Genomic DNA, 23781 nt, shown 5'->3' with positions numbered 1-23781 from the left:
AATCGCACCATCCTCGCGAGGCCGAATTTTTCGGTGTCCGGAGATGCCGCCCATGGCCAGCCTGTTTCAACGTTTCACCATCCGATCCAAGATCCTGTCAGCCTTCGCCTTCGTGTTGTGCTGCGCGCTGGCGCTCGGCGGCTTCGCGCTGGACCGCCTGGGGGCGGTGGGTGCCGCTGGTGCAGACATGCGCGACAACTGGTTGCCGTCCACCCGCTACCTGGGGCAGTTCGCCGCCAGCACGGAGCGGCTGCTGGCCAGCCACCGGTCCGTGGCCATGACACCGGACGCCGCCCGGCAGGACGATCGCATGGGGGCTGGCCGCGCGGCACTGGCCGAGGCGCGGCAGGCGCTGGACCGCTACCGCCCGCTGATCGACGCCGGCGAGGAAACCCGGCTGGCCGCCATCATGATGGCCGCCTGGAGCCGGCTGGAGCAGGCCGACCGCGACTTGGCCGCCGCTACGGCGCGGCGCGACGCGACGCAGCTCGCGGCCCTGCTGGACGGCCCGCTGCAGCAAGCCGGCCAGGCGACGCGCGCGGCGGTCGCCGAGCTGGCCAACTTCAACATGGTCGGAGGCGTGGCCGCGGCCAACCGCGGCGCCGCGCTGGAAGCGGCGGCATATCGGTGGGTGACGGCCGCCATGGTGCTGGCGGTGCTGCTGTGCGTGCTGTGCGGCGTGGCCATCGTGCGCGGCGTGTGCGGCCCGGTGGCCGCCATGACGGCGGCGATGCGACGGCTGGCCGAGCACGACCTGGGCGTCGGCATCCCAGGGCTGGCGCGACAGGACGAGATCGGCGCCATGGCCCGGGCCGTGGCGGTGTTCCGCGACAACATGGCCACCGCGGAGCGCCTGACGGCCGAGCAGGACGAGGCGCGGCGGGCACGCGAGGCGCGGGCGCAGAAGGTGGCGGAACTGGTGCGGGACTTCGAAGGACGGGCCGGCGGCATGGTGGGCGTGCTGTCCGCCGCCGCGACGGAGCTGGAAGCCACCGCCCGTGGCATGCGCGCGACCGCCGAGCAAACCGACGCCCAGGCAGGCGAGGTTTCGACCGCCGCCGGCGAGGCCGGACAGGGCGTGCAGACAGTCGCGGCCGCAGCCGAGGAGCTGACCGCCTCCATCCAGGAGATCAGCCGGCAGGTCAGCCAGGCGTCCGGCGTTGCCGGCCAGGCAGTGGGCGAGGCGCGCCGCACGGACGACACGGTGCGCGCGCTGGCCGAGGCTGCGGGGCGGATCGGCGAGGTGGTGGGGCTGATCAGCAGCATCGCGGGGCAAACCAACCTTCTGGCGTTGAACGCGACGATCGAGGCGGCCCGTGCCGGCGAGGCCGGCAAGGGCTTCGCCGTGGTCGCCAGCGAGGTGAAGTCGCTGGCCAGCCAGACCGCGCGGGCGACCGAGGAGATCGGCCAGCAGATCGGCCAGATCCAGAACGCCACGCGCGATGCGGTCTCGGCGATCCAGGGCATCGCCGGCACGATCGAGGAGGTCAGCGCCATCACGGTGGCCATCGCGGCGGCGGTCGAGGAGCAGTCGGCGGCGACCAGCGAGATCGCCCGCACGGTGCAACAAACGGCGCAGGCGACCGATACGGTGGGGCGCAACATCGGGGCGGTCAGCCGCGGCGCCAACGAAACCGGCGCCGCCGCCGCACAGGTGCTGGCCGCCGCCGCCGAGTTGTCACAGCAGTCCGAGCGGCTCACCGGCGAGGTCCATGCCTTCACCACGGAGGTCCGTGCCGCCTGAGGCGAGGCGGGCATGCAGGGGTGCATCCTTCGCCGCCCTGGGGCGCTAGGGAAGGGACACAGGGAGAACCGTCATGCCGCAAACCATCACCGGCTATTTCGACACCCGCCGCGACGCCGAGATGGCCGTTGAGCGCCTGGTGCAGGACCAGGGCCTGGACCGCAAGCGCGTGCAGGCCATGGCGGAAGGCGAGGACAACAGCTCGGGCACCGTGGTGTCCGGCGCCGATGCCGCCGATGCCGCGGCGGGCGACACGCCGGACGGGGTGCGCCGCGGGCGCATCGTGGTGCGGGCCGAGGTGGAGGATGACATGCTGGAAGCGGCCCTCGCCAGCTTTCGCGACTGCAACGCAACCGGCCTGACGCCGGACCGGGCGTGACCGGCCCGGCGCCGGACCACCGCCCGCCGGATGCGGCCGGCGGCCCGCAATTGCGCGTCGTCGCCATGCCGCGCGACGCCAACGTGGGCGGCGACGTATTCGGCGGCTGGACCCTGTCGCAGATGGACCTGGCGGCCGGAACCTTCGCTGGGGAACGCGCCGGCGGGCGGGTGGCCACCGTCGCCATTGAGGCCATGCGCTTTCTGCGCCCCGTCGCGGTGGGCGACGAGGTGAGCTGCTATTGCGCGCTGCAGGGCACAGGGGACACCTCGGTCAGCGTGCGGGTCGAGACCTGGGCGCGCGGGCGCGGGCGCGGCAAGCCGCCGGAAAAGGTGACCGAAGGCATCTTCACCTTTGTCGCGCTGGACGATGACGGCAAGCCGACGGCGTTGCCGGCCGACTAAGGCCGCAGCGCGCGCGGCCAGAAGGCGACCAGCGCACGATCCGGCAGGCGGGCCGGAGCCGGCTGCTCCACGGCGGCCGGCGGCATGGCCGGTGCCAGAAGCGGCACGGGGGCGGGGACGGCCTGCGGCGGCGAAGCCGGCTCGGACAAGAGCTGCAAGCGCTGGGTTCCGGCAAAAAGAAAGGCGGCGCCCGAAAGGACCGCCGCCGAGTTCAGGGAGGAAACGTCAGAAACCGGCTTTGGGGGATTTCCCTGGGCCATAACCGCTCCGTAAGCTCCTATTTCTCTGACCGCAAGTATTTTTTGTGCAGCGCAAACTATTTTCAGCATTGCCGTGCACGCGATGGCATCGGGTGGCTTGTGGCCAAGCCGGGGGCGGCGTAGCCCGATGAGACCGTCTCCTTCTTTCCGCCCGCCCGAGGCCGAGAACAGCCGCCCCATGCCCTGGTTTGCTCCCCTCGCCGCGGTTCTGGTGATCCAGACCACGGCCACCATCCTGTCCCGCATCGTGGCGACGCTGGCACCGCCCATGCTGGCCGCACACGGCTGGTCGGCCGGGATGATCGGCTGGCTGTCGGCGTTGAACACCGCCGGCTCGGTCGCCTTTCTCCTCGCCGGTACGCCCTTGATCTACCGCCTCGGTTCCATCCGCAGCCTGCAGGGCGGCATGGCGGTGGGCGTGCTGGGCGCATTGATGCTGGTGCTGCCCCTGCCCGCCGCGGCGCTGGCCGGTTCATTCTTGATGGGCCTGTGCTACGGCCCTTCCGTGTCGGGCGGCGGCGATATCTTGCAGCGCCTGGCCCCGCCGCAGCACCGCAACTTGTTGTTTTCCATCAAGCAGGCCGGGGTGCCATTGGGTGGCGTGCTGGCCGGCTTGGCCTTGCCGTTCGCCGCTGCGGCGCTGGGCTGGCGTGGCGCCATCCTGGCCGTCGCGCTGTTGCCGGTGCTGTCCATCCTGGCGGTGCAACCCATGCGCGCCGGGCTGGACGCGGGGCGGGACCGCACGCGCCGCCTGGATGCCAAGTCCTTTCTGTCCCCCGGCAACCTGCTGCGGCCATTGTCCGTGCTGGGGCGGGCGCCGGGGCTGGTGCCCATCGGGCTGGCCGGCTGCTGCATGGCGATCGGACAAGGCGCGTGGTTCGCCTTTCTGGTCACCTACGCGGCGATCGAGTTGCATTTCACCCTGCCCATGGCCGGTGCCCTGTTCGCCACCATGCAGATGGTATCCATCGGTGGGCGCATGCTTCTGGGCTGGGTGTCGGACCGCGTTCTGCCAGGGTTGCTGGTGCTGCGCTGCTGCGCGCTTGCCTCGGCGGCGGCCACGGGCGCGCTGGCGCTCAGCGGGCCGCACTGGCCGGCCTGGACCGTGTTTGCCTTGGCGGCACTGGCGGGCATCGCGGTGTCGAGCTGGAATGGCGTGCAGAATGCCGAGATGGCGCGGCTGGCGCCGCCGGGCATGATCGCCGAAACCATGGCTGGTGGCACCATCCTGATCTTCCTGGGCTACATCGTCGGGCCGCCGGTATTCGGTGCCGTGACGCTGTTGGCGGGCGGCATGGGCACGGCCTTCATGGTGAACGCTGCGGCGACGCTGCTGGCGCTGGTGCCGCTGACCTGGCTGAGCATCCGCCGGTCCAGGTGAGACGCCAGTCCCTGCCGCCGTGGCTCCCTTGTAACTTGTATCCTAGTTTACTAGGATGCTTATGATAAGGCCTGGGTGGTGACAGCAAGACCATGAAGATCAACAGCATCACGGTGAAGGGCTGCCGGCTGCCGCCCAGCACGCCTTGGGAGGACGCGACCAACAAGGTGCAGGGACTGGAGCTGATCTTCGTGGAGTTGCGCACCAGCAGCGGCCTGACCGGCACGGGCATCAGCTACACGGTGGACATCGGCGGCACCGCCATCCAGGCCCTGATCGAAGATTACCTGGCCAACCTTGTGGTCGGCATGGATGCGCTGGACTACGAGCGCATCTGGGCACGCATGCACCGGCAGTCCCGGCGCCTCGGGCTCGGCGTCAACTCCATGGCGATGGCCGCGATCGACATCGCGGTCTGGGACGTGATCGCCCAGCATCACGGCCTGCCGCTGCACAAGCTGCTGGGCGGGGCTCGGGATCGGGTTCCTGCCTATGTCAGCGAGATCAACCTCAGCAGCGCCGATACCGTGGCTGACCTCTTGCGCCGCGTGGACGACTACAAGGCGCGCGGCTTCAACACCGTGAAGATCAAGATCGGCCGCGACGACATCGAGGAGGATATCGAGCGCATCCGCCGGGTGCAGGAGCGACTGGGCCGTGGCGGCAGGCTGCTGGTGGACCTGAACCAGAAGTGGAGCGCTTCCGAAGCGCTGGTCAACGGCGCGCGGTTGGACGGCCTCGGCCTCGGCTGGATCGAGGAGCCGACGCTGTATCAGGACGTGGAAGCGCATGCCGCGTTGAAGCGCGCGATCCGCACGCCCATCGCGCTGGGGGAAAGCCTCTACAGCAAGCAACAGGTGCTGCAGTACCTGCGGGCCGAGGCGGTAGACTATGTGCAGGCCGACGTCGCCTTTGTCGGCGGCATCACGGAATGGCTGAAGATCGCGCACATGGCCAATGCCTTCGGCAAGCCGGTCGCACCACACTACATGATGGAACTGTCGCTGCCCTTGCTGTGCGGGGTACAGAATGCCTTCATGCTTGAGGACGTGGTTGGCGGCAGCCTGACCGAGCTTGGCCTGTTACAGGAGCCGATCCGCGTCGAAGACGGGATGGGCGTTCCGAGCGAGCGACCGGGCCATGGCATCGTGCTGAACTGGGATGCCGTGCAGGCCCATGCGCTGACGCCAGAGCGCGTGCGAGGCAGCTTCTCCGGCGGCAGCAAGTAGCGCCGCCATGCGGGCCGGGGACCTGTTGGCCGAGCGGCAAACGCTGGACGGCGTGATCTATGAGGAGCTGCGCCGCCGCATCGTGTCGCTGGCCCTGCGACCCGGCGCGATGATCTCGGAGAACGCCGTGGCCGCGGAGTTCGATGTCAGCCGCACTCCGGTGCGCCAGGCTTTCTTCCGCCTGGCGCAGGAGGACCTGCTGCGCATCCTGCCACAGCGCGGCGCGCAGGTATCGATGCTGTCCGCCGCCAAGGTGCGGGAAGCCCAGTTCGTGCGCGAAACCCTCGAAATCGGCGCCTTCGCCGAGGTGGCGCGCCGCTGGGACGAGGTGAACCCGGACCACCGGCGCGCGGCCGGTGCGGTGGAGCGGTGCATCGCCGCACAAACGGAAGCCGTCCGCCAGGACGACCACCTGGGCTTCATGCGGCTGGACGAGGACTTCCACAACACCGTCATCCGCCTGTCCGGCAACAGCACGCTGCTGGGCATCGTCAACCACATGCGCGCACACCTCAACCGGCTGCGCTTTCTGGAACTGCGCGAGGCGCGGCACGAGGCGGAAGCGGTGGAGCACCACCGCGCCATCCTGGCCGCCATCCGCCGCAACGACGTTCCACAAACGGAAGCGCTGCTGCGCACCCATCTCAGGATGCTGGAAGACTTCCGGGAAACGCTGTTCACCCGGCATTCCGACATCTTTTCCTGACGCGACGGCCGCGCGACCACCTCGGCCGCAACACGGAGGATCACAGGAATGAACCGCAGGACCCTGCTCGGCGCCGGCGCCGGGCTCGTCATCGCGTCCGGCCTCGCCCGCCCGGCGATGGCCGATACGCTGGATACCATCCGGGCGCGCAAAAAGCTGACCGTTGCGCTGGACCTGGGCTCACCGCCCTTCGGCATGACGGACGCGCAGATGCAGCCCACCGGCTCGGATGTCGAGACCTCGCGGCTGCTGGCCAAGGACTGGGGCGTGGAATTGGAGCTGCTGCAAACCACGGCGCCCAACCGCATTCCCGTGCTGCTGACCAACAAGGCGGACCTGGTGATCGCGTCATTTTCCGTGACGGAGGAGCGCAAGCGGGTGGTTGATTTCTCTGACCCCTATGGCGTCATCCAGGTCGTGGTGGCGGCGCCACGCGGCATGGAGATCAAGGACTACGCGGTGCTGGCGGGCAAACGTGTCGGCACGACGCGTGGCAGCTCCAACGACAAGGAATTCACTGACCGCAACACCGGTGCGCAGATCGTGCGCTTCGATGACGACGCGACGCTGATCACGGCACTGGTGTCCGGGCAGGTCGATATCATGGCGACCTCGCCGCAGATCATGGATGCCGCCAACAAGCGCGGCGGCGGGCGGCAGTTCGAGGTCAAGCTGGTGATGCGCACCAACCCCTATGCCATCGGCCTGCGCAAGGGCGAGGACAAGCTGCGCGTCGCGGTCAACGAATGGGTGCACGCCAATCTGCGTAACGGCAAGCTGGGCGAGATCTTCAAGCGCTACAACGGCACGGAGCTTCCCGCCGTGATGCTGAGCTGAGCAAAGGCGGTGCCGGCCCCGCGGGAGGGGCCGGGGGCCGGCACCGGCGCGCCGTCAGCGCTTGCGGCGGCGCAGACCAACGAGGCCCAGCAGACCCATGCCCATCAGCGCCAGGCTGGACGGCTCCGGCACCGGGGTGGGCGCGGGCGGGAACACCTGATCGCGCACCGTGCCGGCCAGGTCAGGATAGTTGGTGAACACGCCGTCCACACCCTGGTTGTAGGCGGTCACGTACTGCGCCGGGTCGTTGGTGTAGGTGTAGGGGATGACCGTCAGGCCGGCGCGGTGCGCGGCGCCCGCGCAGGCGGCCGTGACCTGGCCACGCGACGGGCCAATACCGTCCGCGATGGCCGCGATGGACCGGGCGGCGGTGTCCGTGGTCGGGCAAACGCCAAGATAGCTGACCGGCACGTCAGAGTTTGCGTTCAGGTAGCTGACCTGAGTTGCGTCGAACGACTGCGTCAGGGCATTGCCCATGGTGGTGAAGTAGCCGTTGTACTTGGGGTCGTTCAGCCCTGCCAGGATGGCCTCCGCCACGGCCAGCCCGCTTTGCTTGGCTTCCGGGAACACGCCGACCTGGGTGCCCGTGGTCAGGTAGTTGTTGTAGGCCAGATCCAGGAATTCGCCGTAGGTGGCCAGCGTGTAGGAGGTGTTCGGGTTGAAGTATGTGCGGTCGGTGCAGTAGCCGGCAGCAACGCGGCAGGTGCCCGACAGCTCCTTGAGCTGGGCCAGAGTGAACTTCGTGACGTCGTAAGTGCCATTGGCCGAGCGCAGCGCCGCGATCTCGGGGTGCGTGGCAGCATAGGCCACGACGTTGGTGGTGGCGTTCAGCGTGCCGTCATGCAGCATCACGGCCACCTTGTCGGCGGTCAGATAGACATCGCCTTCGATGTAGTCCGCTCCCATCGACATGGCCAGCTGGTAGGCCTGGATGGTCTCCTCAGGCAGGTACCCGCTGGCGCCGCGATGGCTAACGATGACGGGGCGGTCGCCGTTCAGCGTCATCGGCGCGGCGTGCGCAGCACCGGCGGCCAACAGCACCGTGGCCAAAGTGACAAGACGAAGTTGCATTTGACTATCTCTCGTTGCATGCACGGCAGATCCGCACAGGCATCGATTGAGCAATAACTGGGCCATAACTTAAAAACACAGTAAAACAATGGGGTGGCGGGACACTTTTATTACAGTCACGTGAACGTGTAAAATTTCACGGCAACTATTTGCGCTTTCCCTCAACGCGAATTTCCGTCGTCAATCGTTTGGCGCTGGGCCCTGGCAGGCGGTGAGTTCAGGTTAGACTAATGGTGCGGCGCAGCAAAAATTCAGAGCGCCATTTTCCGGAATGACACAGGTACATGCTTGCGTAGTTGCGATGCGAGCTGCGCGCTAAGCGAAGTCACTATCGGGTCATGCGGCGTACCGCGATCCGGGCTGATCACATAGCTTCGGAATGCCAAGCTCGTGGTTAGCTGGGCGAATACGGTTTGATAACACGTTCTTGTGATTGGCACAATTCCGAACCAACCCAAGTATCGCAAAGCAAGAATTTGGAATGATTCATCATGTCGATGACGGGTACCGGGCGGCGGCTGGGCGTGGCGGTGGTTGGACTGGGGGGCGCGGTGGCAACCACCGCAGTGGCCGGGATCGAAGTGATCCGACGCGGCAGCAACCGTCTGGAAGGCCTGCCCCTCGCCGAAGTCAGCGTCCCGGGCCTAGCCGAGTACCGCGATATGACCTTTGGCGGCTGGGACCTGGATGGCTCGGACCTGTCACTGGCCGCCAGTCAGCACCGCGTATTGAACGATGCGCAGCTGGCCGAGACGGGTGATGCACTGGCTGCCATCCGCCCCTGGCCTGCTGTCGGCAGCGGTGAATTCTGCCGCGGCGTGGACGGCGCCAACAAGCATGAGGCACCTGGCCACCGCGCCGCGATCAAGGCCATTGCCGCCGACCTGGAACGCTTTCGCGAAACCAGCAAGGCCGACGGCATCGTCATGATCAATCTGGCCTCCACCGAACGCACGCCGGGCGACGAGGCGGCACTGAATTCCATCGAGGCTTTCGAGAAGGCGCTGGACAGCGACGACCCGTGCATCGGCCCGGCCATGCTCTATGCCTATGCAGCAATCGAGAGCGGCGTGCCCTATGGCAACTTCACGCCCTCGCTTGCCGCCGATGCACCGGCCCTGAAGCAGTTCGCCAAGCAGCGTAACGTGCCGATCGCTGGCAAGGACGGCAAGACCGGCCAGACCATGATGAAGACCGTGCTGGCGCCCGCGCTGCGGGCGCGCGCGTTGCACGTGGACGGCTGGTTCAGCACCAACATTCTGGGCAACCGCGATGGCGAGGCGCTGCGCGACCCGGACAGCCTGAAGAGCAAGCTCGACACCAAGGGCAGCGTGCTGGACAGCATCCTCGGCTACCATGTCGAGGACCATCTGGTGGACATTCGCTATTACCGCCCGCGTGGCGACGACAAGGAAGCCTGGGACAACATCGACGTGTCTGGCTTTCTTGGCCATCGCATGCAGATCAAGGTGAACTTCCTGTGCAAGGACAGCGTCCTGGCCGCGCCACTGGCGCTGGAGATCGCGCGTGTTCTGGATCTCGCGCAGCAGCGCGGTGATGGCGGCGTGCAGGAACAGTTGTCGATTTTCTTCAAGGCCCCCATGGTGGCCAATGGCAACATGCCGGAGCACGCCTTCCACGTGCAGGAAACCATGCTGATGGACTGGCTGGGGGCGCCGCAGGTTTCCTCGCATTGAGCGCTGCGGCTGTCGCGCCGCCGGCCGCCATGCTGGGCCTGCTGCGTGAGCTGGGTGAGTTGAAGCGTATCCGCTCCGCGGCGCACCAGGGTTCCATCGCGCAGCGGCTGTTTGCCGCTGCCTGGAGCGCCCTGGTGGCCGGGCAGTCACCAATGGCGGTGATGCGCGCCACGACCGCCGCCGCGCTGGCCGCCACCCGGCTGGGCGATATCGACCGCACGGTGCTGGCCGAGCTGGCTATTCCACCCGCTGACGCAGAGGCGATCCTCGACCGGGCGCTGCGGGAAGCCACAGCGGAGCTGCCAGACTTCTCTCTTGGCATGCCGGAACCTTTGACGACCGGCACCCCGCCTCGGTTCGCGACATTGCTGGCGCGGCAGCCACGCGCCGGTGTCACCTGCCCAGGCCGTCCGCGCCTTTTGCTGGAGCCGCCGGAGGACCATGCCGAGCATTGCCTGATGGTCGCCGTCTATGGCGTGCTGTTGGCACCGGTCTACGGCGCCCGGCCTGCGCCAGTGTTCCTGGCCTCGTTGGCGCATCACCTGCACAACGCTTTGATCCCGGATTCAGGCTTCGCGGGTGAGGTGTTGCTGGGCGAACATCTGGAACCGGCCTTCGCCCGCGCTACGGAACACGCCATGGCGGAACTGCCGGCCCCGCTGGCCGAAGCTGTGCGACAGGCCCGCACTATCCTGCCCGATGCGGGAACGGCGGAAGGCCGCGCATTCCATGCCGCCGATACGCTGGATCGCGTGCTGCAGATCGAGCAGCACCTGCGGGCTGGCAAGGCCAGCATGGGGTACGTGCTGAACGATATGGCCCTGGTTCACGAAGGCCCCGTCAAGGACTTCCAGGATCAGCTGCTGGCTGCCGTGGGCCTGGCGGCGTGACACCCGACACGCCGCACTCGCTGCGCGACACTCAGGGCCGCCGCTGGCCGGTGATAGACGGCATCGTCTTTGCCCGCGCGTCCCGCCCCGACTTGGCGGCGGAGGCCTTGGCGCTGCTGGATGCCGGCCAGCGCGAGGCAGCGCTGGTCCTGCTGCTGGCGGACCAGGACGATTGGTGGCGCGGCCCGACTGCCGAGCCGGAGGCCTTGCGTCGTCTGGTCCGCGAACGTGATACGCTGACGCTGCGGGACGCCATGGGTCTGCTGGCCTGGGGACCCGTCGCGGATTACTTCGCGCACCGCTGGAGCGATCCGACCTTCCTGGCCGGGCTGGCCCTGATGGAAGCGCACTGGGCCAGCCCGCGCAGTGCCTTCGAGCTGGCTTGCGGCATCGGCCACTACCTGCGCGCCCTGTCGCAGCGTGGCGTGGCCGTGGCAGGGGCGGACGTGGTCTTCGCCAAGCTGTGGGTGGCGCGGCACTGGGTGGCGCCAGAGGCGGAGTTGATCTGCCTGGACGCCGCGATGGAGCCCTGGCCAATTGCCGAGGATCGGCGCTTCGACCTCGTGGCCTGCCACGACGCTTTCTATTTCCTGGAACCCAAGGGGCCGATCCTGGCACGGCTGCGTCGCATGGCGGGAGATGGTGGCCTGCTGACCATCGGCCATGTGCACAACAGCGAATGGCCCAACCTGTCCGCCGGCGCGGCACTGGATGCCGAGGCATTGGCCACGCTGTTCCCGGACGGCACCGTGTATGACGATGCCGAGCTGACGCGCGCCGCCATTGAGCAGCGCGCCCCCTGCCCGGCCGCGCCGGCCGCGCTGCGCGGCGCGGAGGCCTTCTCCGTGGTGGCCGGCCCGGCGGCAGCGCCGCCGCGCATTGTCGAGGGCTTGCTGGCCCTGCCGCTGGCGGGCGCTGCGCTGCGCCGCAACCCGCTGTACCGGGACGGCGCCATCGTCTGGCCGTCCGAGCGCTACGGCCGCGAATACGGTCCCCGCGCCACCTACCCTGCGCATTCCACCGTGCCGGATCGCGCGACGGCCGGTCCGCAGACCGCCGGGTTGGCGCTGCGGCGCGAGTTGCTCGATCTGCCGGAGCGCTGGTGATGGGGATCGGCTGGGGCATCGTCGGATATGGCTGGGTGGCGCGTGACTACGCGGCCCCTGCCATCCTGGCTGCCGGGGATACGGTCTGTGCGGTCTGCGACCCAACGCCGGCGGCATTGGCGGCGGCCGGAGCCTCGCACCCCACCGCCGCCCTGTACGACACCCTGGAACCGCTGCTGGCGGATCAGGCCGTGCAGGCCATCTACGTCGCCACGCCTAATCATCTGCATCGCGCCGCCGTGGAAGCCGCGGCGGCGGCCGGCAAGCCGGTGCTATGCGAGAAGCCCATGGCCGCGACGCTGGCCGATGCCCGGGCGATGGTAGGAGCGGCGGAACGCGGCGGCATTCTGCTCGGCACCGCCTTCGACCAGCGCCACCACCCCGCCCATGCGGCGATGCGCGGGGCCATCCTGGCCGGGCGCATCGGCACGCCCACCGTCATCCGCATCGCCTATGCCTGTTGGCTGGCTGCCGGCTGGACCGTGACGGGCGAGGGTGACAACTGGCGCGCTGACCCATCGCGCGCCGGCGGCGGCGCTTTGATGGATCTGGCGCCGCACGGGCTGGACCTCGCTGACTTCCTGCTCGGCGAACCGGTGCAGCAGATCGCCGCCCTGACGCAGCGCCGCGTGCAGTCCTACCCGGTGGATGACGGCGCGCTGCTGATCGGCCGCACGGCCGGCGGCGTGTTGGTGCAGTTGCACGTGGCCTATAATTGCCCCGACGCGCTGCCGCGCCGGCGGTTGGAAGTGCTGGGCTCCGCCGGCCAGGTGGTGGCCGAGAACACCATGGGCCAGGACGCCGGCGGCCACGTGACCGTGACGGACGACGCAGGCAACGTCGCGCCGCTCGACATACCGGACGCCGAGGCCTCGCCCTTCACGCGGCAGATGGCGGCCTTCTCGCGCGCGGTGCTGGCGGGCGACGACGGCTTCTTCAACGCGCAACGCGACCTGCACACCATGCAGCTTCTCCACCGCGCCTATGCAGAGGATCCCGCATGCCGCTGACACCCTGGGCCTGCGCCAATTGCGGCTTCTGGCAGAAGCATTTCGAGCCGCGCACCTGCCCGGTCTGCGACGACACGCGCAACGACCTGCCGCATGACGGCTGGCACTTCCTGCGTGAGGAGGAGGTGGCGGCCAAGCTCACCGGCTCCTGGAAACGGCTGGAGCGGGACATGGTGGCCTTCACCACCTCCCCCCCATTCGGCCTGAATGGCACCGGCTGGCTTCTGCTGCATCCGGATGGCAACATCGCCTTCGAGGCCGCGCCATATTACACGCCGGAGATGCTGGACGAGATCCACCGGCTTGGCGGCATTCGCTTTCTCGCCGCCAGCCACTGCCACGGCTATGGCGCGCTGTGGCAGTTGCAGGATGTGTTCCAGCCTGAGGTGATGGCCATCCAGAAGGATGACCTGCGGATGACCAAGGCCTTTCGCGTCACCTGGCCCTATGACGAAGCTCTGGAGCTGCGTCCGGGGCAGACGCTGATGCATGTGGGTGGCCACTACGAGGGCCAGGCGGTGCTGCACGATGCCGGCCGCCGCATCCTGTTCTGCGGCGACGCCTTCAAGATCGACCAGGGCGAGGCGGGCGAGAACGTTGCCGTATCCACCCATAAGGCCTTCCACAAGGACATCCCACTGTCACCGGGCGAAGTTCGGAAGTATCGCGACGTCATCGGTTCGGTGGAGTTCGACACGGTGTGCACACCCTTCGAGTACGCGCCCGGCATCACCACGGAGATCGCCGTCGCGGTGCTGGACGACCAGCTGCGCGGCCCGCCGGGCGTGCGCCACATCCCCATGGACGAGCTGCGCCAGCGCGCGAGGAGCCAGACCGCATGAGCGACGAACTGCGCCGGGTGGCAGATGCCTTCCGCGCCACCATGCCCGCCCAGTCCCATGTCTCGGTGTTCCGCATCGACCACCTGGACCGTACCGGAATTCCCGTGGTGCAGGCCAACCTGATCTTGGAGAACGAGCCGGCGACCATCGGCTTCGGCTACGGTTTCTCGGAGGTGGAGGCCGAGGTCGGTGCACTGGGCGAGCTGTGCGAAGAGGTGCATTGCGGCGCGCATGTCGCCAAGGCCCCCCGTGTCACCGGCAGCTACGCCGAACTGTCACGCGACCGCGCCGTGGCCGACCCCCTGACGCTGTGCCTGCCCGCCGGCTCCGACTACACTGCCGACACCGTGCTTCCCTGGATCGAGGCGCGCCGCTGGCCGTCCGGCGAGCCGGTGCTGGTGCCGCGTGAATGGGTTGCCGCCTACCCTTACCAGCTTGGCGAGGCGCCGAAGCTGATCACGCCCATCACCAACGGCCTCGGTGCCGGCTTCGACCTTGAGCATGCGGTCGCGCACGGTATCATGGAAGCGCTGCAGCGCGATGGGAACGTCGTATCCTACCGTGCGCTGGACCAGGGCGTGGTGGTGGACCTGGACAAGGTCGAGGACCGCGCGGTGCGCGAGTTGCTGGAAAAGCTGCGCGGGCTCGGCATCAACGTCACCGCCAAGCTGGCGGCGGATGATTTTGGCATGGCCAATCTTTACGTGGTGGGCGATGACCAAGGCGAGCCCGTGGCGCCTATTCAGGTGACCGCCTGTGGCGAGGCGGTTGGTCCGGACCGCGAGCGCAATCTGCGCAAGGCATTGCTGGAGTTCTGCGGCTCGCGCGCCCGCAAGGCCGCCACGCACGGCCCCATCCCGATGCTGCGCGAAGCGCTGCCGCGTGACTATGTCGAGCGTCAGCTCGCCGTCGCCATGCTGGACGAGGAGGAGCAGCGCGCCATTGACGCCATGGTGGAATGGATGGAGCAGGACGCGGCGGCATTGCGCGCGCGCCTCGCGCCCACCGTGTTCTCGGAGCGCAGCCGCCGCCCCTTCTCGTCGCTGCCCACCGTGCCGCCGGCCGCCATCGCCCGTTCCGCTGACCGGCTGGCATTGCTGGTCGAGCGGCTGGCGGCGGAAGGGCTGGAGGTGCTCTACGTCGACTGTTCGCCCCCCGATGGGGCGGTCAAGGTGGTCAAGGTCATTGTCCCGGGGCTGGAATCCGAGACGATGAGCTATCATCGCATCGGCTGGCGCGGCGTGCGCCGGTTGCGCGCGCGCCGCGACCCGCTGGTGCTGGACGCCGCGCGTGAGGGTGCCAAGCGCGTGCTGCTGCGCCCTGAGGACGAGGCGAAGTGCGGCGGCCCCGCTTGGTTCGATGCCGCCCTGGCCGACCGCATCGTCGGCAGCCTGTATCCGATGTATCGCGAAACGGGCACCTTCTCTGCTCAGATGGTCCTGGCGCAACGCCGTGGGGAGCCTGTTCCGGCATGAGCCTGCGCTTCGCCTTCAACACCAACGGTGCGGCGAATCACCGCCTAGCCGATGCCGTCGCCATCATCGCCGATGGCGGCTACGACGGTGTCGCGCTGACGCTGGATCACCACCACCTCGACCCGATGGAAGATGGCTGGGAGCGCAGGGCCGAAGCGCTGGCCCGCGACCTGGCCGCCCGGAACATGGGCTGCGTGATCGAGACCGGGGCGCGCTTCCTGCTGGATCCGCGCATCAAGCACGAGCCCACGCTGCTGACGGCCAGCAAGGAAGGCCGCGCGCGGCGCGTCGCCTTTCTCAACCGCGCGACCGATATCGGCGCCATCCTGGGTGCGGAGGCAATGTCCTTCTGGGCGGGCGTGCCGCGCCCGGGCGTGACGCCGGCGCAGGCCCGGGAATGGCTGCGCGACGGTGTGGCCAAGGTGCTGGAGCACGCCCACGCCCGCGGCGTGGCGGCGGCGCTGGAGCCGGAGCCGGGCATGCTGGTGGAAACCGTGGACGACTGGGCGGCACTGGACCTGCCGGGGCTGACCCTGGCGCTGGACCTCGGCCACCTGCTGGTGACGGGGGAGCGCGAACCCCCGGCGGCGGTACGCGAGTTCGCGCCGCATCTCGGCACGGTCGCGATCGAGGACATGGCGCGTGGCAGCCATATCCACCTGCCTTTCGGCGAAGGCGACATGGACATTCCCGCCTGCCTCGGTGCGCTGGAAGAGATCGGTTTTGCCCGCCTGGTCTGCGTCGAGCTGTCTCGGGAAAGCCATCGGGCGGACAGCATGATCCCGCAGTCGCGCGCCTGGCTCCGGGATTGCCGCGCCGCATGAGGGTGCTGTTCCTGTCCCGCCGCTTCTTTCCCGCCATCTCCGGCATGAGCGTCTATGCGGTCAACCTGCTGCGGGAGTTGGTCGCTGCGGGGCATGATGTCACCATGATCAGCCAGTATCGCGGTGACGCAGCGGGTACCCGCGTTTATGGCGGCGGCCCGCCGCCCGACGTGACGGGCGTGCGGGTCATCGGCCGCCGCTCGCTGGGCGAGGAAGCCTTCGCGCACCCCGGCGGCGCCGATTTCGAGCGCGACGTGGACGACATGGTGGAGACCATCCTGGCTGAGCACGCGCGCCAGCCCTTCGACGTACTGCACGCGCAATACGGCTACCCCACCGGCTGGGCAGTGCTGCTGGCGGCGCAGCGCATCGGTATTCCCACCGTGGTCTCCATCCAGGGCGGCGACGGCCATTGGGTCGGCTCCTGCTGCGAAACCCACCGCCAGGCGATGCTGCGCGTGTTGAACCATGCCGACCGCCTGCTGATCGGCTGCGACAGTTTTGCCAACGAGGTCGTGGAACGCCTGGGCGTGGCGCGCGACCGCTTCACCATCGTGCCCGGTGCGGTCGAGGTCGATCGCTTCCACCCCGCCCCCGGCCGCGCCCCGGGCGATGCCACCGATCCGGTGCGGCTGTTCTACCACGGCCGCGTGGACCGGCGGAAAGGTGCCCTCGACTTCCTGGATGCCCTGGCGCTGCTGCGAAAGCAGGGCGTTCCCTTCGCCGCCACCATCTCCGGCATCGGCCCCGACTTCGACGCCTGCGTGGCGCGCGATGCGGAACTGGCGCTCGGCACGCGGTTTTCCGGCTATGCCGACTACGCCGCCGCCCCCGCGCTGTACCGCGAGCAGGACGTGTTCGTGTCCCCAACCTATGCGGAGGGATTCTCCAACACGGTGTTGGAAGCCATGGCCAGCGGCATCACCTGCGTGTCATGCCGCGCGGTGGGCGTGATGGATTGCCTGCGGCACGAGGAGAATGGGCTGTTATGCGAGCCAGGCGACGTGCCGGCCCTGGCCACCAACCTGCGCCGCGTGATCACCGATGTACCGCTGCGTGCCAGACTTGCCAGCACGGCGCTTCAGGAGTGCCGGGCTACCTATTCCTGGCATGCGGTCGGCCGACAGATCATGGACGTCTACGAGACGCTGCGTGGCACCGCGCCTGACACGGGGTTCGACCCCGTGCTGCCGATATCCGAATGCCGCTTCCGCGCGGCGCCGCACCTGCTGTGACGGGCCGCGCCCTAGCCCTTTCCCCGCATCTCGACGACGCCGCCTTTTCCGCCGGTGGGGCCCTGGCGCGTCTGGCACAGGACGGCTGGGACGTCGTGATCGCCACGCTGTTCACCGCCAGCGTGCCGGACCCGCAAGGCTTCGCCCTGGCCTGCCAACTCGACAAGGGCCTCCCGGCGGACGTGGACTACATGGCCATCCGCCGGGCGGAGGACGAGGCCGCCTGTGCGGCGCTGGGCGCGCGTGCCATGCACCTGCCGCTGCGCGAGGCGCCTCACCGCGGCTACACCAGCGCCGCCGCCTTGTTTCAACCGCCGCATGCCGGAGACGTGGCGGACGGGGATGCGTGCGATGTCGTGGCCCCGTTGCTGCGGGATCTGAAGCCCGACCTGTTGCTAGTGCCACAGGCGATCGGCGGCCATGTGGACCATGTGATGCTGGTGCGCGCCGTTCAGGCGCTGGCACCTTCCGCACCCATCCTGTGGTGGTACGACTTCCCCTACACCACCCGTGCCGACACGCCGCGCCGGCCGTTCGAGGATGTGTTGGCCAGCTTGCCGGAAGTGCCTCTCCCCACCGATCCGGCGGCCAAGCTGGCAGCCTGCGCCGCCTACGCCACGCAGCTCGGCTTTCAGTTCGGCGGCGCGGCCGGGCTGGCGCGGGCGCTGGACGCCACAGGTGGTCGTGAGGTCGCCCGCCTGCAGGGCACGATGCCAGCCGCATGAGGCGCTTTGGCTTCGCCACATTGGCGCTCGGTCTGTCCGGACTACTTTTGTTGCTCGGCGTGCGGGTGATGGCACCGGGCGGCTGGTCAGTATGGGAAATGCTGCTGTTCCTGTGTCTGGCACTGAATGCACCCTGGATTGCGCTGGCCGGCGCCACGGGGCTGGTCGGGCTGCTGCTGCGCCTGCGCGGCCGAACGCCCGTGCCCATTCCGCAGGCCCCACCCATGTTGCGCACCGCCATCGCCGTATGCGTGCGAGACGAGGCGATGGATGCCGTGCTGCCCCCCTTGGCCCGGCTACTGGACGGGCTGGCCGCGCATGGCGACCGCTTCGCCCTGGCCATCCTGTCGGACACCACGGACCCCGCCCGGGCGAAGGCCGAGCAGGCGGTGGTCGATGCCTTCGTCAAGACTGGCCGTGCCGTTCGGTATCGCCGCCGCTCCGACAATGCCGGCTACAAGGCTGGCAACGTCATGGACTTTCTGGACCACCACGCCGACGGCTTCGACCTGATGCTGCTGTTGGACGCCGATTCCGAGATGACGCCCGCCGCCGTGCTGCAGATGGTCCATGCCATGCAGGCCGATGCCAAGCTGGCCATTCTGCAGGCGCCCGTCAGCGGCCGCCCTGCCGCCGCGTCCTTCGGCCGCTTGTTCAACGTCGGCCACCGGGCGGGTGTGCAAACCTGGATCCTAGGCCAGGACTGGTGGCAGGGTGCCCAGGGCCCGTTCTGGGGCCATAACGCGGTATTACGTGTGGCTCCGTTCCGGCAGCATTGCCGCCTGGGTCTGCTGCCGGACGGCACGCATATCCTGTCACACGACCACGTGGAAGCCGCCCGGTTGCACGCCGCAGGCTGGGGCGTACGTGTTTTTCCGGACCTCGCGGCCGATGGCAGCCTGGAGTCGCCGCCGCCCGATCTGTTGGCTTATCTGGCACGCGACAGCCGTTGGGCCGCCGGCAACCTGCAGTACCGCAGCCTGTTGCGCGACCGGTCGCTCAGCCGCGTCGGGCGCTTCCAGATGCTGCAGGCCATCCTGCATTACGTGCTGGCGCCATCCTGGTTCGCCATGTTGCCCCTGGCTGCGCTGAACGCCGCCCTGGACGCAGAGGGGACGCCGCGCGGTGCCCTGCTCGCTCTGCTGCTTCTCGGCTACGGGCTGCTGCACCTGCCGCGTCTGGGCGGGCACGCCGCGGCGCTGTGGCAGGGCCCACCGGAAGGCCGCGCCGCCTATCTGAAGCTGGCGCTGTCCGAAGCTGTATTTTTATTGTTGTTTGACCCCATCATCGCTTTTCACAAAACAAAAGTCGTGTTGTCGCACTTGCTAGGGCTGTCTCAGGATGGCTGGCCGGCGCAGCGACGGGCCGAAACCCCGGTGCCCTGGCGTGAGGCGGCGACGCTGTTGTGGCCGCACTCTTTGGCGGGGCTGCTGGTTCTGGGATTGTTGTTCAGCAGTGGCTCAGGCTTCGCGTTGCTGCTGGGACTGCCGGCCGCGGCGGGCCTGGTACTCGCCATTCCCTTTGCCGTGCTGACGGCCGCGCGCCCTCAGGTGAAATAGAGGACCCGCGCGTCTGGCAGATGCCGGGATACGCTGGCTTCCAGGCTCGCGCGCAGTTCCGTCATCAGCGGCTTTGGAAACACGTACTTGGCCGAGCCGAATTTGGTCAGCTTGCGGGTGCGCTGCGTAGGGTCCATTTCCAGCTCGCTGCCCGGGTACCAGCCCTCCAGCACCTTCTGGGAGCCTTCGGTAAAGCGGTGGGTAATCAGTTCCACCGTCAGGTCCGGGTCCGGCACGCCGGCAAGGGCCGCTGCGCAATCAGCCAGCAGAAGGTCGTAAGCCTCGCGCCAGTCCGGCAGGTTGAGAATGGGCGCGACCGTCAGACCGATGCGAAAGCCCGCCAGCGCTGCTTGGCGCATGGCGGCAAGCCGATTGGCGACGCGCGGCGCCCCGCCTTCGAACCGCGCGGTGCCGCGCGCATTGATCGAGAAGCGAATGCGCGTGCGCCGGTTGTGCGGCAGCGCCAGCAACGGCCCGATAGTGTCGTACTTGGTGGTGAAACGCAGCTGTACCGCCGCATCCCAGGCACCGAAAAAGCGGATGGTCTCGGCGAGGCTGCCAGTGATGTGCTCGATGCCCAGCGGATCCGTGTAGCAGGATCCCTCATAGGTGGTGCCCTCGCCGGCACGGGCGGCGTTGCGAGAGGTCACCTGCCCCTCGCCCAGCAGCGGCGGCAGCGTGGCCAGGATCTCCGGCAGGTTGGCATAGGCGCGGATGATGGGCGGACCAGCTAACGAGCCAGCGAGGTAGCAATAGCTGCAATGCGCCGGACAGCCTTCCGCCAGATCGAACCGCCAATCGGCCGAAGGCGGGATCGGCTGCGGCCGCCGCCGGCTGGGCGAAGCGACCACCACCGCCATGGTGGTCTTGCTGTCGCGATAGTTGTCCGGCAGGCCCGACAGGCGGTCGGCCTTGAGCTGCACCACCTCAGCCCCCAGAGCCGCCGCGCGTTCCGCCATCGCCGCGCCCTGTGGCCAGGACAGCGCGGCGGGCGTGATCAGCACGCGCTTCGGCCGCCATAGGGGGTGCGGGCGGTACGTTGCCTCCATGGCGTCAGAAAGCATAGCGCACCCGGCAATAAGGCATCCGTGCCGCCAGCAGCGCCTGAAACCGCGCGAGCCATGTGCCCTTCCAGCCCCTGCGGTAGCGCAGGTTCACACCGCCGCCTTCCGATACCTTGCGCTCCTGGATATCAGGCCGCCACAGGATGTCTTCCGCCCTGGGGTGCCAGGCGAGGTTTACCTCGTGCAGTCCCTCGTTATGCGTCAGCATGATGATCTCAGCCGCGAGTTGATCTTTGATAGGCGTGGGCAGGACGTCGTCCAGTTCATCGAACAGCGCGCCCCATTCCGCTTCCCAGCCCTCCCGCATCACGACGGGCGAGAAGTTCAGATGCACCTCGTAGCCGGCGCGATGCAGGTCAGGGATGGCGGCGATGCGCTCGGCTACCGGCGCGGTGCGCACGTCTAAAAGCTTGGCCAGTGCTGGCGGCATGAGCGACATGCGAACGCGCGTGCGGCCCTGTGGATCGTAATCGAGCAATGACGGATTGACCCATTTGGTGGCGAAGCTGCCCTTGGCATTGGGCAGCGTGCGGAACAGCGCCACCATGTCCCGGACATTGTCCGAAATCCCGGCATCCACCGAGAGGTCGCCGTTCTCGCCGAGGTCATAGACCCAGGCGGCGGGGTCCACTTGATCCGGCACCGTCTTCGGCCCTTGCCGCGCAGCATGGCGGGCAGTGGCTGCCAGGATCGCATCGATGTTGACGAAGACGCTGACGGGATTGGAATGCCCCTTGCGCCGCGCGACATAGCAATAGGCACAGGCCATGGCGCAGCCGTTCGAGGAGGACGGAGCGATAAAGTCCGCACTGCGGCCATTGGGGCGGAAGGTCAGCCCCTTTTTGACGCCCAGCACCAGGGATTGCCGTTTGGAGGACAGGTAATCGCCGGGGTCCGCATCGCGCAGTTCCGGAATGCGCCAATGCGATTCGACGGGGATGCGTTCCGCATTCGGAAATCGTGCCAAAATTTCCCGACCACGCGCATGGTCGGGCACTGCAGGCTCCAGGTAGATGCGGGCGATATCAAGTGGAATGGCGGCCATCATTCCCAGATGTGGTGCCGCCTCCCTGGCTTCACAGGGGCCGGGGCGATGGCTAGCGCCGAGGGCGCGGCTTTCGGGCACCCTCGGACAGGAAGCGCGAATACAGCTCCTCCATCTGATCGAGCAGAAAGCTGTCGAAGCCGGGGGCCACCGCCGTGTCGATGCTGAGCAGCGTGGCACGGTCCGTGCCCGTAACCCGGACCACCTGGGCGCCACTGGAATGCGCCCAGACTCGCGCTGGCTGCCGTGCGATCCGCGGCTCCTCCCCTGCCCCTCGCGGCCCGGTCGCCCAGGCGAAGACCTGCTGGAAGCGTGCATCGGAATCCGCCATGCGGAAGCTCTTGGCCGCGAGGCGTTGCACCACGTCGCGGGGCGGCCTGCCCTGCTGGAACAGCGCGGCAAGTTCGGTCCAACGGTCGCGACCCGTTGCGGGCGCAGGCCCGATCGCGTCGATCACCCCGGCCGGGATACGCTGCACCACGGTGATCAGGCGGGACACCGTGGTCTTGTCGGTGCTGAGCGCCTGCATGATGGTTTCGCGGTCATAGCCGCCCTCCTCCAACCGGTGGGCGAAGCGGGCGCGCTCGATGAAGGACAGGTTGGCGCGGGCGCTGTTTTCCTGCCCCTGCGCCAGCACTAGGTCACGGTCCGACAGGTCCCGCACCACGGCGCGTACTGGCAGGCCGAGGTCGGCAGCCGCGCGCAACCGCCGGTGCCCAAAGGCCACCTGGAACCTGCCCGGTGCGGAAGGATGCGGCCGCACCAGGATCGGCGACCCCTGCCCGCCCTGCGCGATGCTGTCGCGCAACACCCGGTAATCCTCGTCATCCTGCGACATGCGGTCGGCGATGAAGGACGCGTCCACATCGGCCGCGTTGAGCTCCACCACCACCTGGCCGGATACCAGCCGCGCTTCCAGAGCCTTAGCGGCGTTGGCCTTGCTGGCGAGGTCGTCAATGCTGCGGGTGACTGCACCCACCGCGCCTCGGCTGGTGAAGGGCAAGGGCGCCGCTCGGGGTGCCGGCTCGGAGTTGACGGCCGTCAACTTTGGCAATGTCAGGCTGGCGAGCAGGTTTTTGCGGGCCATCAGCTACGTCCCCAGGCTGCATGGATCAATTGCTCGACCTCCCCATTGACGGCATCGAGGCATTCCATGGCGCGGTCATAGGTGGCGGGCGTGAACAGGCGGCGCTCCACTTCGTAGAGCGTTTGCTTGGTGATGCCGGCGTCGGAAATCGCGACGCTCTTCAGCATCGGGTGGGTCAGCACATGACCGCCGAACAGCGAGCGCATGAAGGCCACCATCTGGGTTTGCGGCCCGTCGCTGGGCTCGTAGCGCGTGACGAGGTAGCGCAGCCAGTCATAGCGTAGTTGGCTGCCGGCAGCCTTGAGGTGCCCGAGTACGTCCCCCAGCATCAACAGGAACTGGCACATGGACATGACATCGAGCATCTGCGGATGCACCGGGATCAACACCGACGTGGCCGTGCAGAGCGCCGCCATGGTGAGGTAGCCAAGCTGCGGCGGACAGTCGATCACCACCACGTCGTAGTCGTCAGCCACCGTCGCCAATGCGCCATCCAGCCGCGCAAAGAAATCCCGCCCCGTGGCGCCGCCCTCATGCGAGGCGAGGACGCGCGGCGTGTCGTATTCGAACTCCATCAGCTCGATATTGGCGGGAACGATGTCGAGCCCGGGGAAGTTGGTGTGGCGGATCAGCTCCCGCAGCGGCCGCGCTTCATCGTCGTATCGCAGCGCAGCGTAGAGCGTCTCGTTGGGGCCGAGGTCGAATTCGGGTTGGAAGCCGTGCAGTGCCGACAGGCTGGCCTGGGGGTCGAGATCGACCGCCAGGACCCGGTGTCCGGTCAGCGCGAGGTGTTGGGCAAGGTGCGCCGTGGTGGTGGTCTTGCCACTGCCGCCCTTGAAGTTAACCACAGCCACGACCTGAATGTGTTCCAGCCCGCGTCGGTGCGGAACGTAGCGGCGGCTGGCCCGGCCGGTTTCTTCCAGATAGGCCCGCAGCTGCTGGATCTGCGCGGCGCTGTAGGACCGACGGCCGGATGGTGTGACGCTGGGCGCCGGGCCTTTGCCCTCGAGCGACAGGTTGCGCAGGTAGCCGCTTTTGACGCCCAGCAGCTTGGCGACCTCGGCGGCCTGGAACGCCCGCATCGGCTTTTCCGCAGCGGGTGGGAAGAGCTCCAACCGGTGCTCCTGCAGCTTCTCCGACAGTTCCTGCGCCTGGGCGCTGATGATCGTGTCGATATCGGCTACGGGCTTGCGATGGCCGGTCAAGCTATT

Annotated in this window: 23 protein-coding genes; 17 read left to right on the top strand and 6 right to left on the bottom strand. The window is 68.2% G+C overall.

The features are described 5' to 3' along the window. Positions 1 to 52 precede the first annotated feature (52 nt). From IAI59_RS19760 to IAI59_RS19750, 3 genes are all read left to right on the top strand, one after another. Positions 53 to 1744, top strand: coding sequence for a methyl-accepting chemotaxis protein (locus IAI59_RS19760; protein ID WP_207415196.1), 1692 nt, complete (start codon positions 53 to 55; stop codon positions 1742 to 1744). A gap of 73 nt (positions 1745 to 1817) precedes the next feature. Beyond that, complete coding sequence (locus IAI59_RS19755; RefSeq protein WP_207415197.1) at positions 1818 to 2123, top strand: hypothetical protein; 306 nt, start codon at positions 1818 to 1820, stop codon at positions 2121 to 2123. Then, positions 2120 to 2527: an acyl-CoA thioesterase gene (locus IAI59_RS19750; protein WP_336512455.1), complete on the top strand. Its 408-nt coding sequence runs from the start codon at positions 2120 to 2122 to the stop codon at positions 2525 to 2527. Before IAI59_RS19755 ends, IAI59_RS19750 begins: the two co-directional genes overlap by 4 nt. Here IAI59_RS19750 and IAI59_RS19745 read toward each other — a convergent pair. Further along, positions 2524 to 2685, bottom strand: a complete 162-nt coding sequence (locus IAI59_RS19745) for a hypothetical protein (protein WP_207415198.1) — start codon at positions 2683 to 2685, stop codon at positions 2524 to 2526. The genes IAI59_RS19750 and IAI59_RS19745 overlap by 4 nt on opposite strands. A gap of 280 nt (positions 2686 to 2965) precedes the next feature. On the opposite strand from IAI59_RS19745, the gene IAI59_RS19740 reads away from it, so the two are divergent. From IAI59_RS19740 to IAI59_RS19725, 4 genes are all read left to right on the top strand, one after another. Next, entirely contained in the window at positions 2966 to 4168 is a 1203-nt protein-coding gene (locus IAI59_RS19740) for an MFS transporter (RefSeq protein ID WP_207415199.1), read from the top strand. 92 nt (positions 4169 to 4260) lie between these two features. Next, positions 4261 to 5397: a mandelate racemase/muconate lactonizing enzyme family protein gene (locus IAI59_RS19735; protein WP_207415200.1), complete on the top strand. Its 1137-nt coding sequence runs from the start codon at positions 4261 to 4263 to the stop codon at positions 5395 to 5397. 7 nt (positions 5398 to 5404) lie between these two features. Then, positions 5405 to 6103, top strand: a complete 699-nt coding sequence (locus IAI59_RS19730; protein ID WP_207415201.1) for a GntR family transcriptional regulator — start codon at positions 5405 to 5407, stop codon at positions 6101 to 6103. A gap of 48 nt (positions 6104 to 6151) precedes the next feature. Next, complete coding sequence (locus IAI59_RS19725) at positions 6152 to 6940, top strand: transporter substrate-binding domain-containing protein (RefSeq protein WP_207415202.1); 789 nt, start codon at positions 6152 to 6154, stop codon at positions 6938 to 6940. Between the two features lie 54 nt (positions 6941 to 6994). On the opposite strand, the gene IAI59_RS19720 is transcribed toward IAI59_RS19725, so the two are convergent. Beyond that, positions 6995 to 8011 (bottom strand): glycerophosphodiester phosphodiesterase family protein, encoded by a 1017-nt coding sequence (locus IAI59_RS19720; protein ID WP_207443917.1) that lies wholly within the window; start codon positions 8009 to 8011, stop codon positions 6995 to 6997. A 491-nt stretch (positions 8012 to 8502) separates the two neighbouring features. On the opposite strand from IAI59_RS19720, the gene IAI59_RS19715 reads away from it, so the two are divergent. Genes IAI59_RS19715 through mdoH form a run of 10 tightly spaced genes read left to right on the top strand, consistent with a single transcriptional unit; the run spans position 8503 to position 19374 of the window. Next, positions 8503 to 9708: an inositol-3-phosphate synthase gene (locus tag IAI59_RS19715; RefSeq protein WP_207415203.1), complete on the top strand. Its 1206-nt coding sequence runs from the start codon at positions 8503 to 8505 to the stop codon at positions 9706 to 9708. Positions 9709 to 9737: 29 nt separating this feature from the next. Next, positions 9738 to 10598 carry an HD domain-containing protein gene (locus IAI59_RS19710; protein WP_207443981.1) on the top strand — a complete coding sequence of 287 codons (861 nt, stop codon included), beginning with the start codon at positions 9738 to 9740 and terminating at the stop codon, positions 10596 to 10598. Next, positions 10595 to 11704 carry a class I SAM-dependent methyltransferase gene (locus IAI59_RS19705; protein ID WP_207415205.1) on the top strand — a complete coding sequence of 370 codons (1110 nt, stop codon included), beginning with the start codon at positions 10595 to 10597 and terminating at the stop codon, positions 11702 to 11704. Before IAI59_RS19710 ends, IAI59_RS19705 begins: the two co-directional genes overlap by 4 nt. Continuing rightward, entirely contained in the window at positions 11704 to 12714 is a 1011-nt protein-coding gene (locus IAI59_RS19700; protein WP_207415206.1) for a Gfo/Idh/MocA family protein, read from the top strand. Before IAI59_RS19705 ends, IAI59_RS19700 begins: the two co-directional genes overlap by 1 nt. Then, on the top strand, positions 12705 to 13556 hold the full coding sequence (locus IAI59_RS19695; RefSeq protein WP_207415207.1) for an MBL fold metallo-hydrolase: 852 nt from the start codon (positions 12705 to 12707) through the stop codon (positions 13554 to 13556). The genes IAI59_RS19700 and IAI59_RS19695 overlap by 10 nt, the downstream gene beginning before the upstream one ends. Then, entirely contained in the window at positions 13553 to 15031 is a 1479-nt protein-coding gene (locus IAI59_RS19690) for a YcaO-like family protein (protein WP_207415208.1), read from the top strand. The genes IAI59_RS19695 and IAI59_RS19690 overlap by 4 nt, the downstream gene beginning before the upstream one ends. After that, a complete protein-coding gene (locus IAI59_RS19685) occupies positions 15028 to 15855 on the top strand; it encodes a sugar phosphate isomerase/epimerase family protein (protein WP_207415209.1) in 828 nt (275 codons plus the stop codon). Before IAI59_RS19690 ends, IAI59_RS19685 begins: the two co-directional genes overlap by 4 nt. Further along, complete coding sequence (locus IAI59_RS19680; RefSeq protein ID WP_207415210.1) at positions 15852 to 17090, top strand: glycosyltransferase family 4 protein; 1239 nt, start codon at positions 15852 to 15854, stop codon at positions 17088 to 17090. The genes IAI59_RS19685 and IAI59_RS19680 overlap by 4 nt, the downstream gene beginning before the upstream one ends. Further along, a complete protein-coding gene (locus tag IAI59_RS19675) occupies positions 17087 to 17815 on the top strand; it encodes a PIG-L deacetylase family protein (protein ID WP_207415211.1) in 729 nt (242 codons plus the stop codon). The genes IAI59_RS19680 and IAI59_RS19675 overlap by 4 nt, the downstream gene beginning before the upstream one ends. Beyond that, positions 17812 to 19374: a glucans biosynthesis glucosyltransferase MdoH gene (gene mdoH / locus IAI59_RS19670; protein WP_207415212.1), complete on the top strand. Its 1563-nt coding sequence runs from the start codon at positions 17812 to 17814 to the stop codon at positions 19372 to 19374. The genes IAI59_RS19675 and mdoH overlap by 4 nt, the downstream gene beginning before the upstream one ends. Here the strand turns inward: mdoH and IAI59_RS19665 are convergent. From IAI59_RS19665 to repA, 4 genes are read right to left on the bottom strand one after another with little or no spacing between them, the layout of a single operon-like run. Next, a complete protein-coding gene (locus tag IAI59_RS19665; protein ID WP_237181241.1) occupies positions 19362 to 20438 on the bottom strand; it encodes an SPL family radical SAM protein in 1077 nt (358 codons plus the stop codon). The genes mdoH and IAI59_RS19665 overlap by 13 nt on opposite strands. Further along, positions 20428 to 21483, bottom strand: coding sequence for a spore photoproduct lyase family protein (locus tag IAI59_RS19660; protein WP_207443966.1), 1056 nt, complete (start codon positions 21481 to 21483; stop codon positions 20428 to 20430). The genes IAI59_RS19665 and IAI59_RS19660 overlap by 11 nt, the downstream gene beginning before the upstream one ends. 52 nt (positions 21484 to 21535) lie before the next feature. Next, entirely contained in the window at positions 21536 to 22570 is a 1035-nt protein-coding gene (repB, locus tag IAI59_RS19655; protein ID WP_207415215.1) for a plasmid partitioning protein RepB, read from the bottom strand. Continuing rightward, entirely contained in the window at positions 22570 to 23775 is a 1206-nt protein-coding gene (repA, locus tag IAI59_RS19650; protein WP_207443964.1) for a plasmid partitioning protein RepA, read from the bottom strand. Before repA ends, repB begins: the two co-directional genes overlap by 1 nt. Between the last annotated feature and the right edge of the window lie 6 nt (positions 23776 to 23781).

Origin of the sequence: Roseomonas haemaphysalidis, assembly GCF_017355405.1 — a bacterium.
GTDB classification, from domain to species: Bacteria; Pseudomonadota; Alphaproteobacteria; order Acetobacterales; family Acetobacteraceae; genus Pseudoroseomonas; species Pseudoroseomonas haemaphysalidis.
Note: the sequence above shows the minus strand (reverse complement) of the source record. Positions and strands in the feature narration are given on the sequence as shown.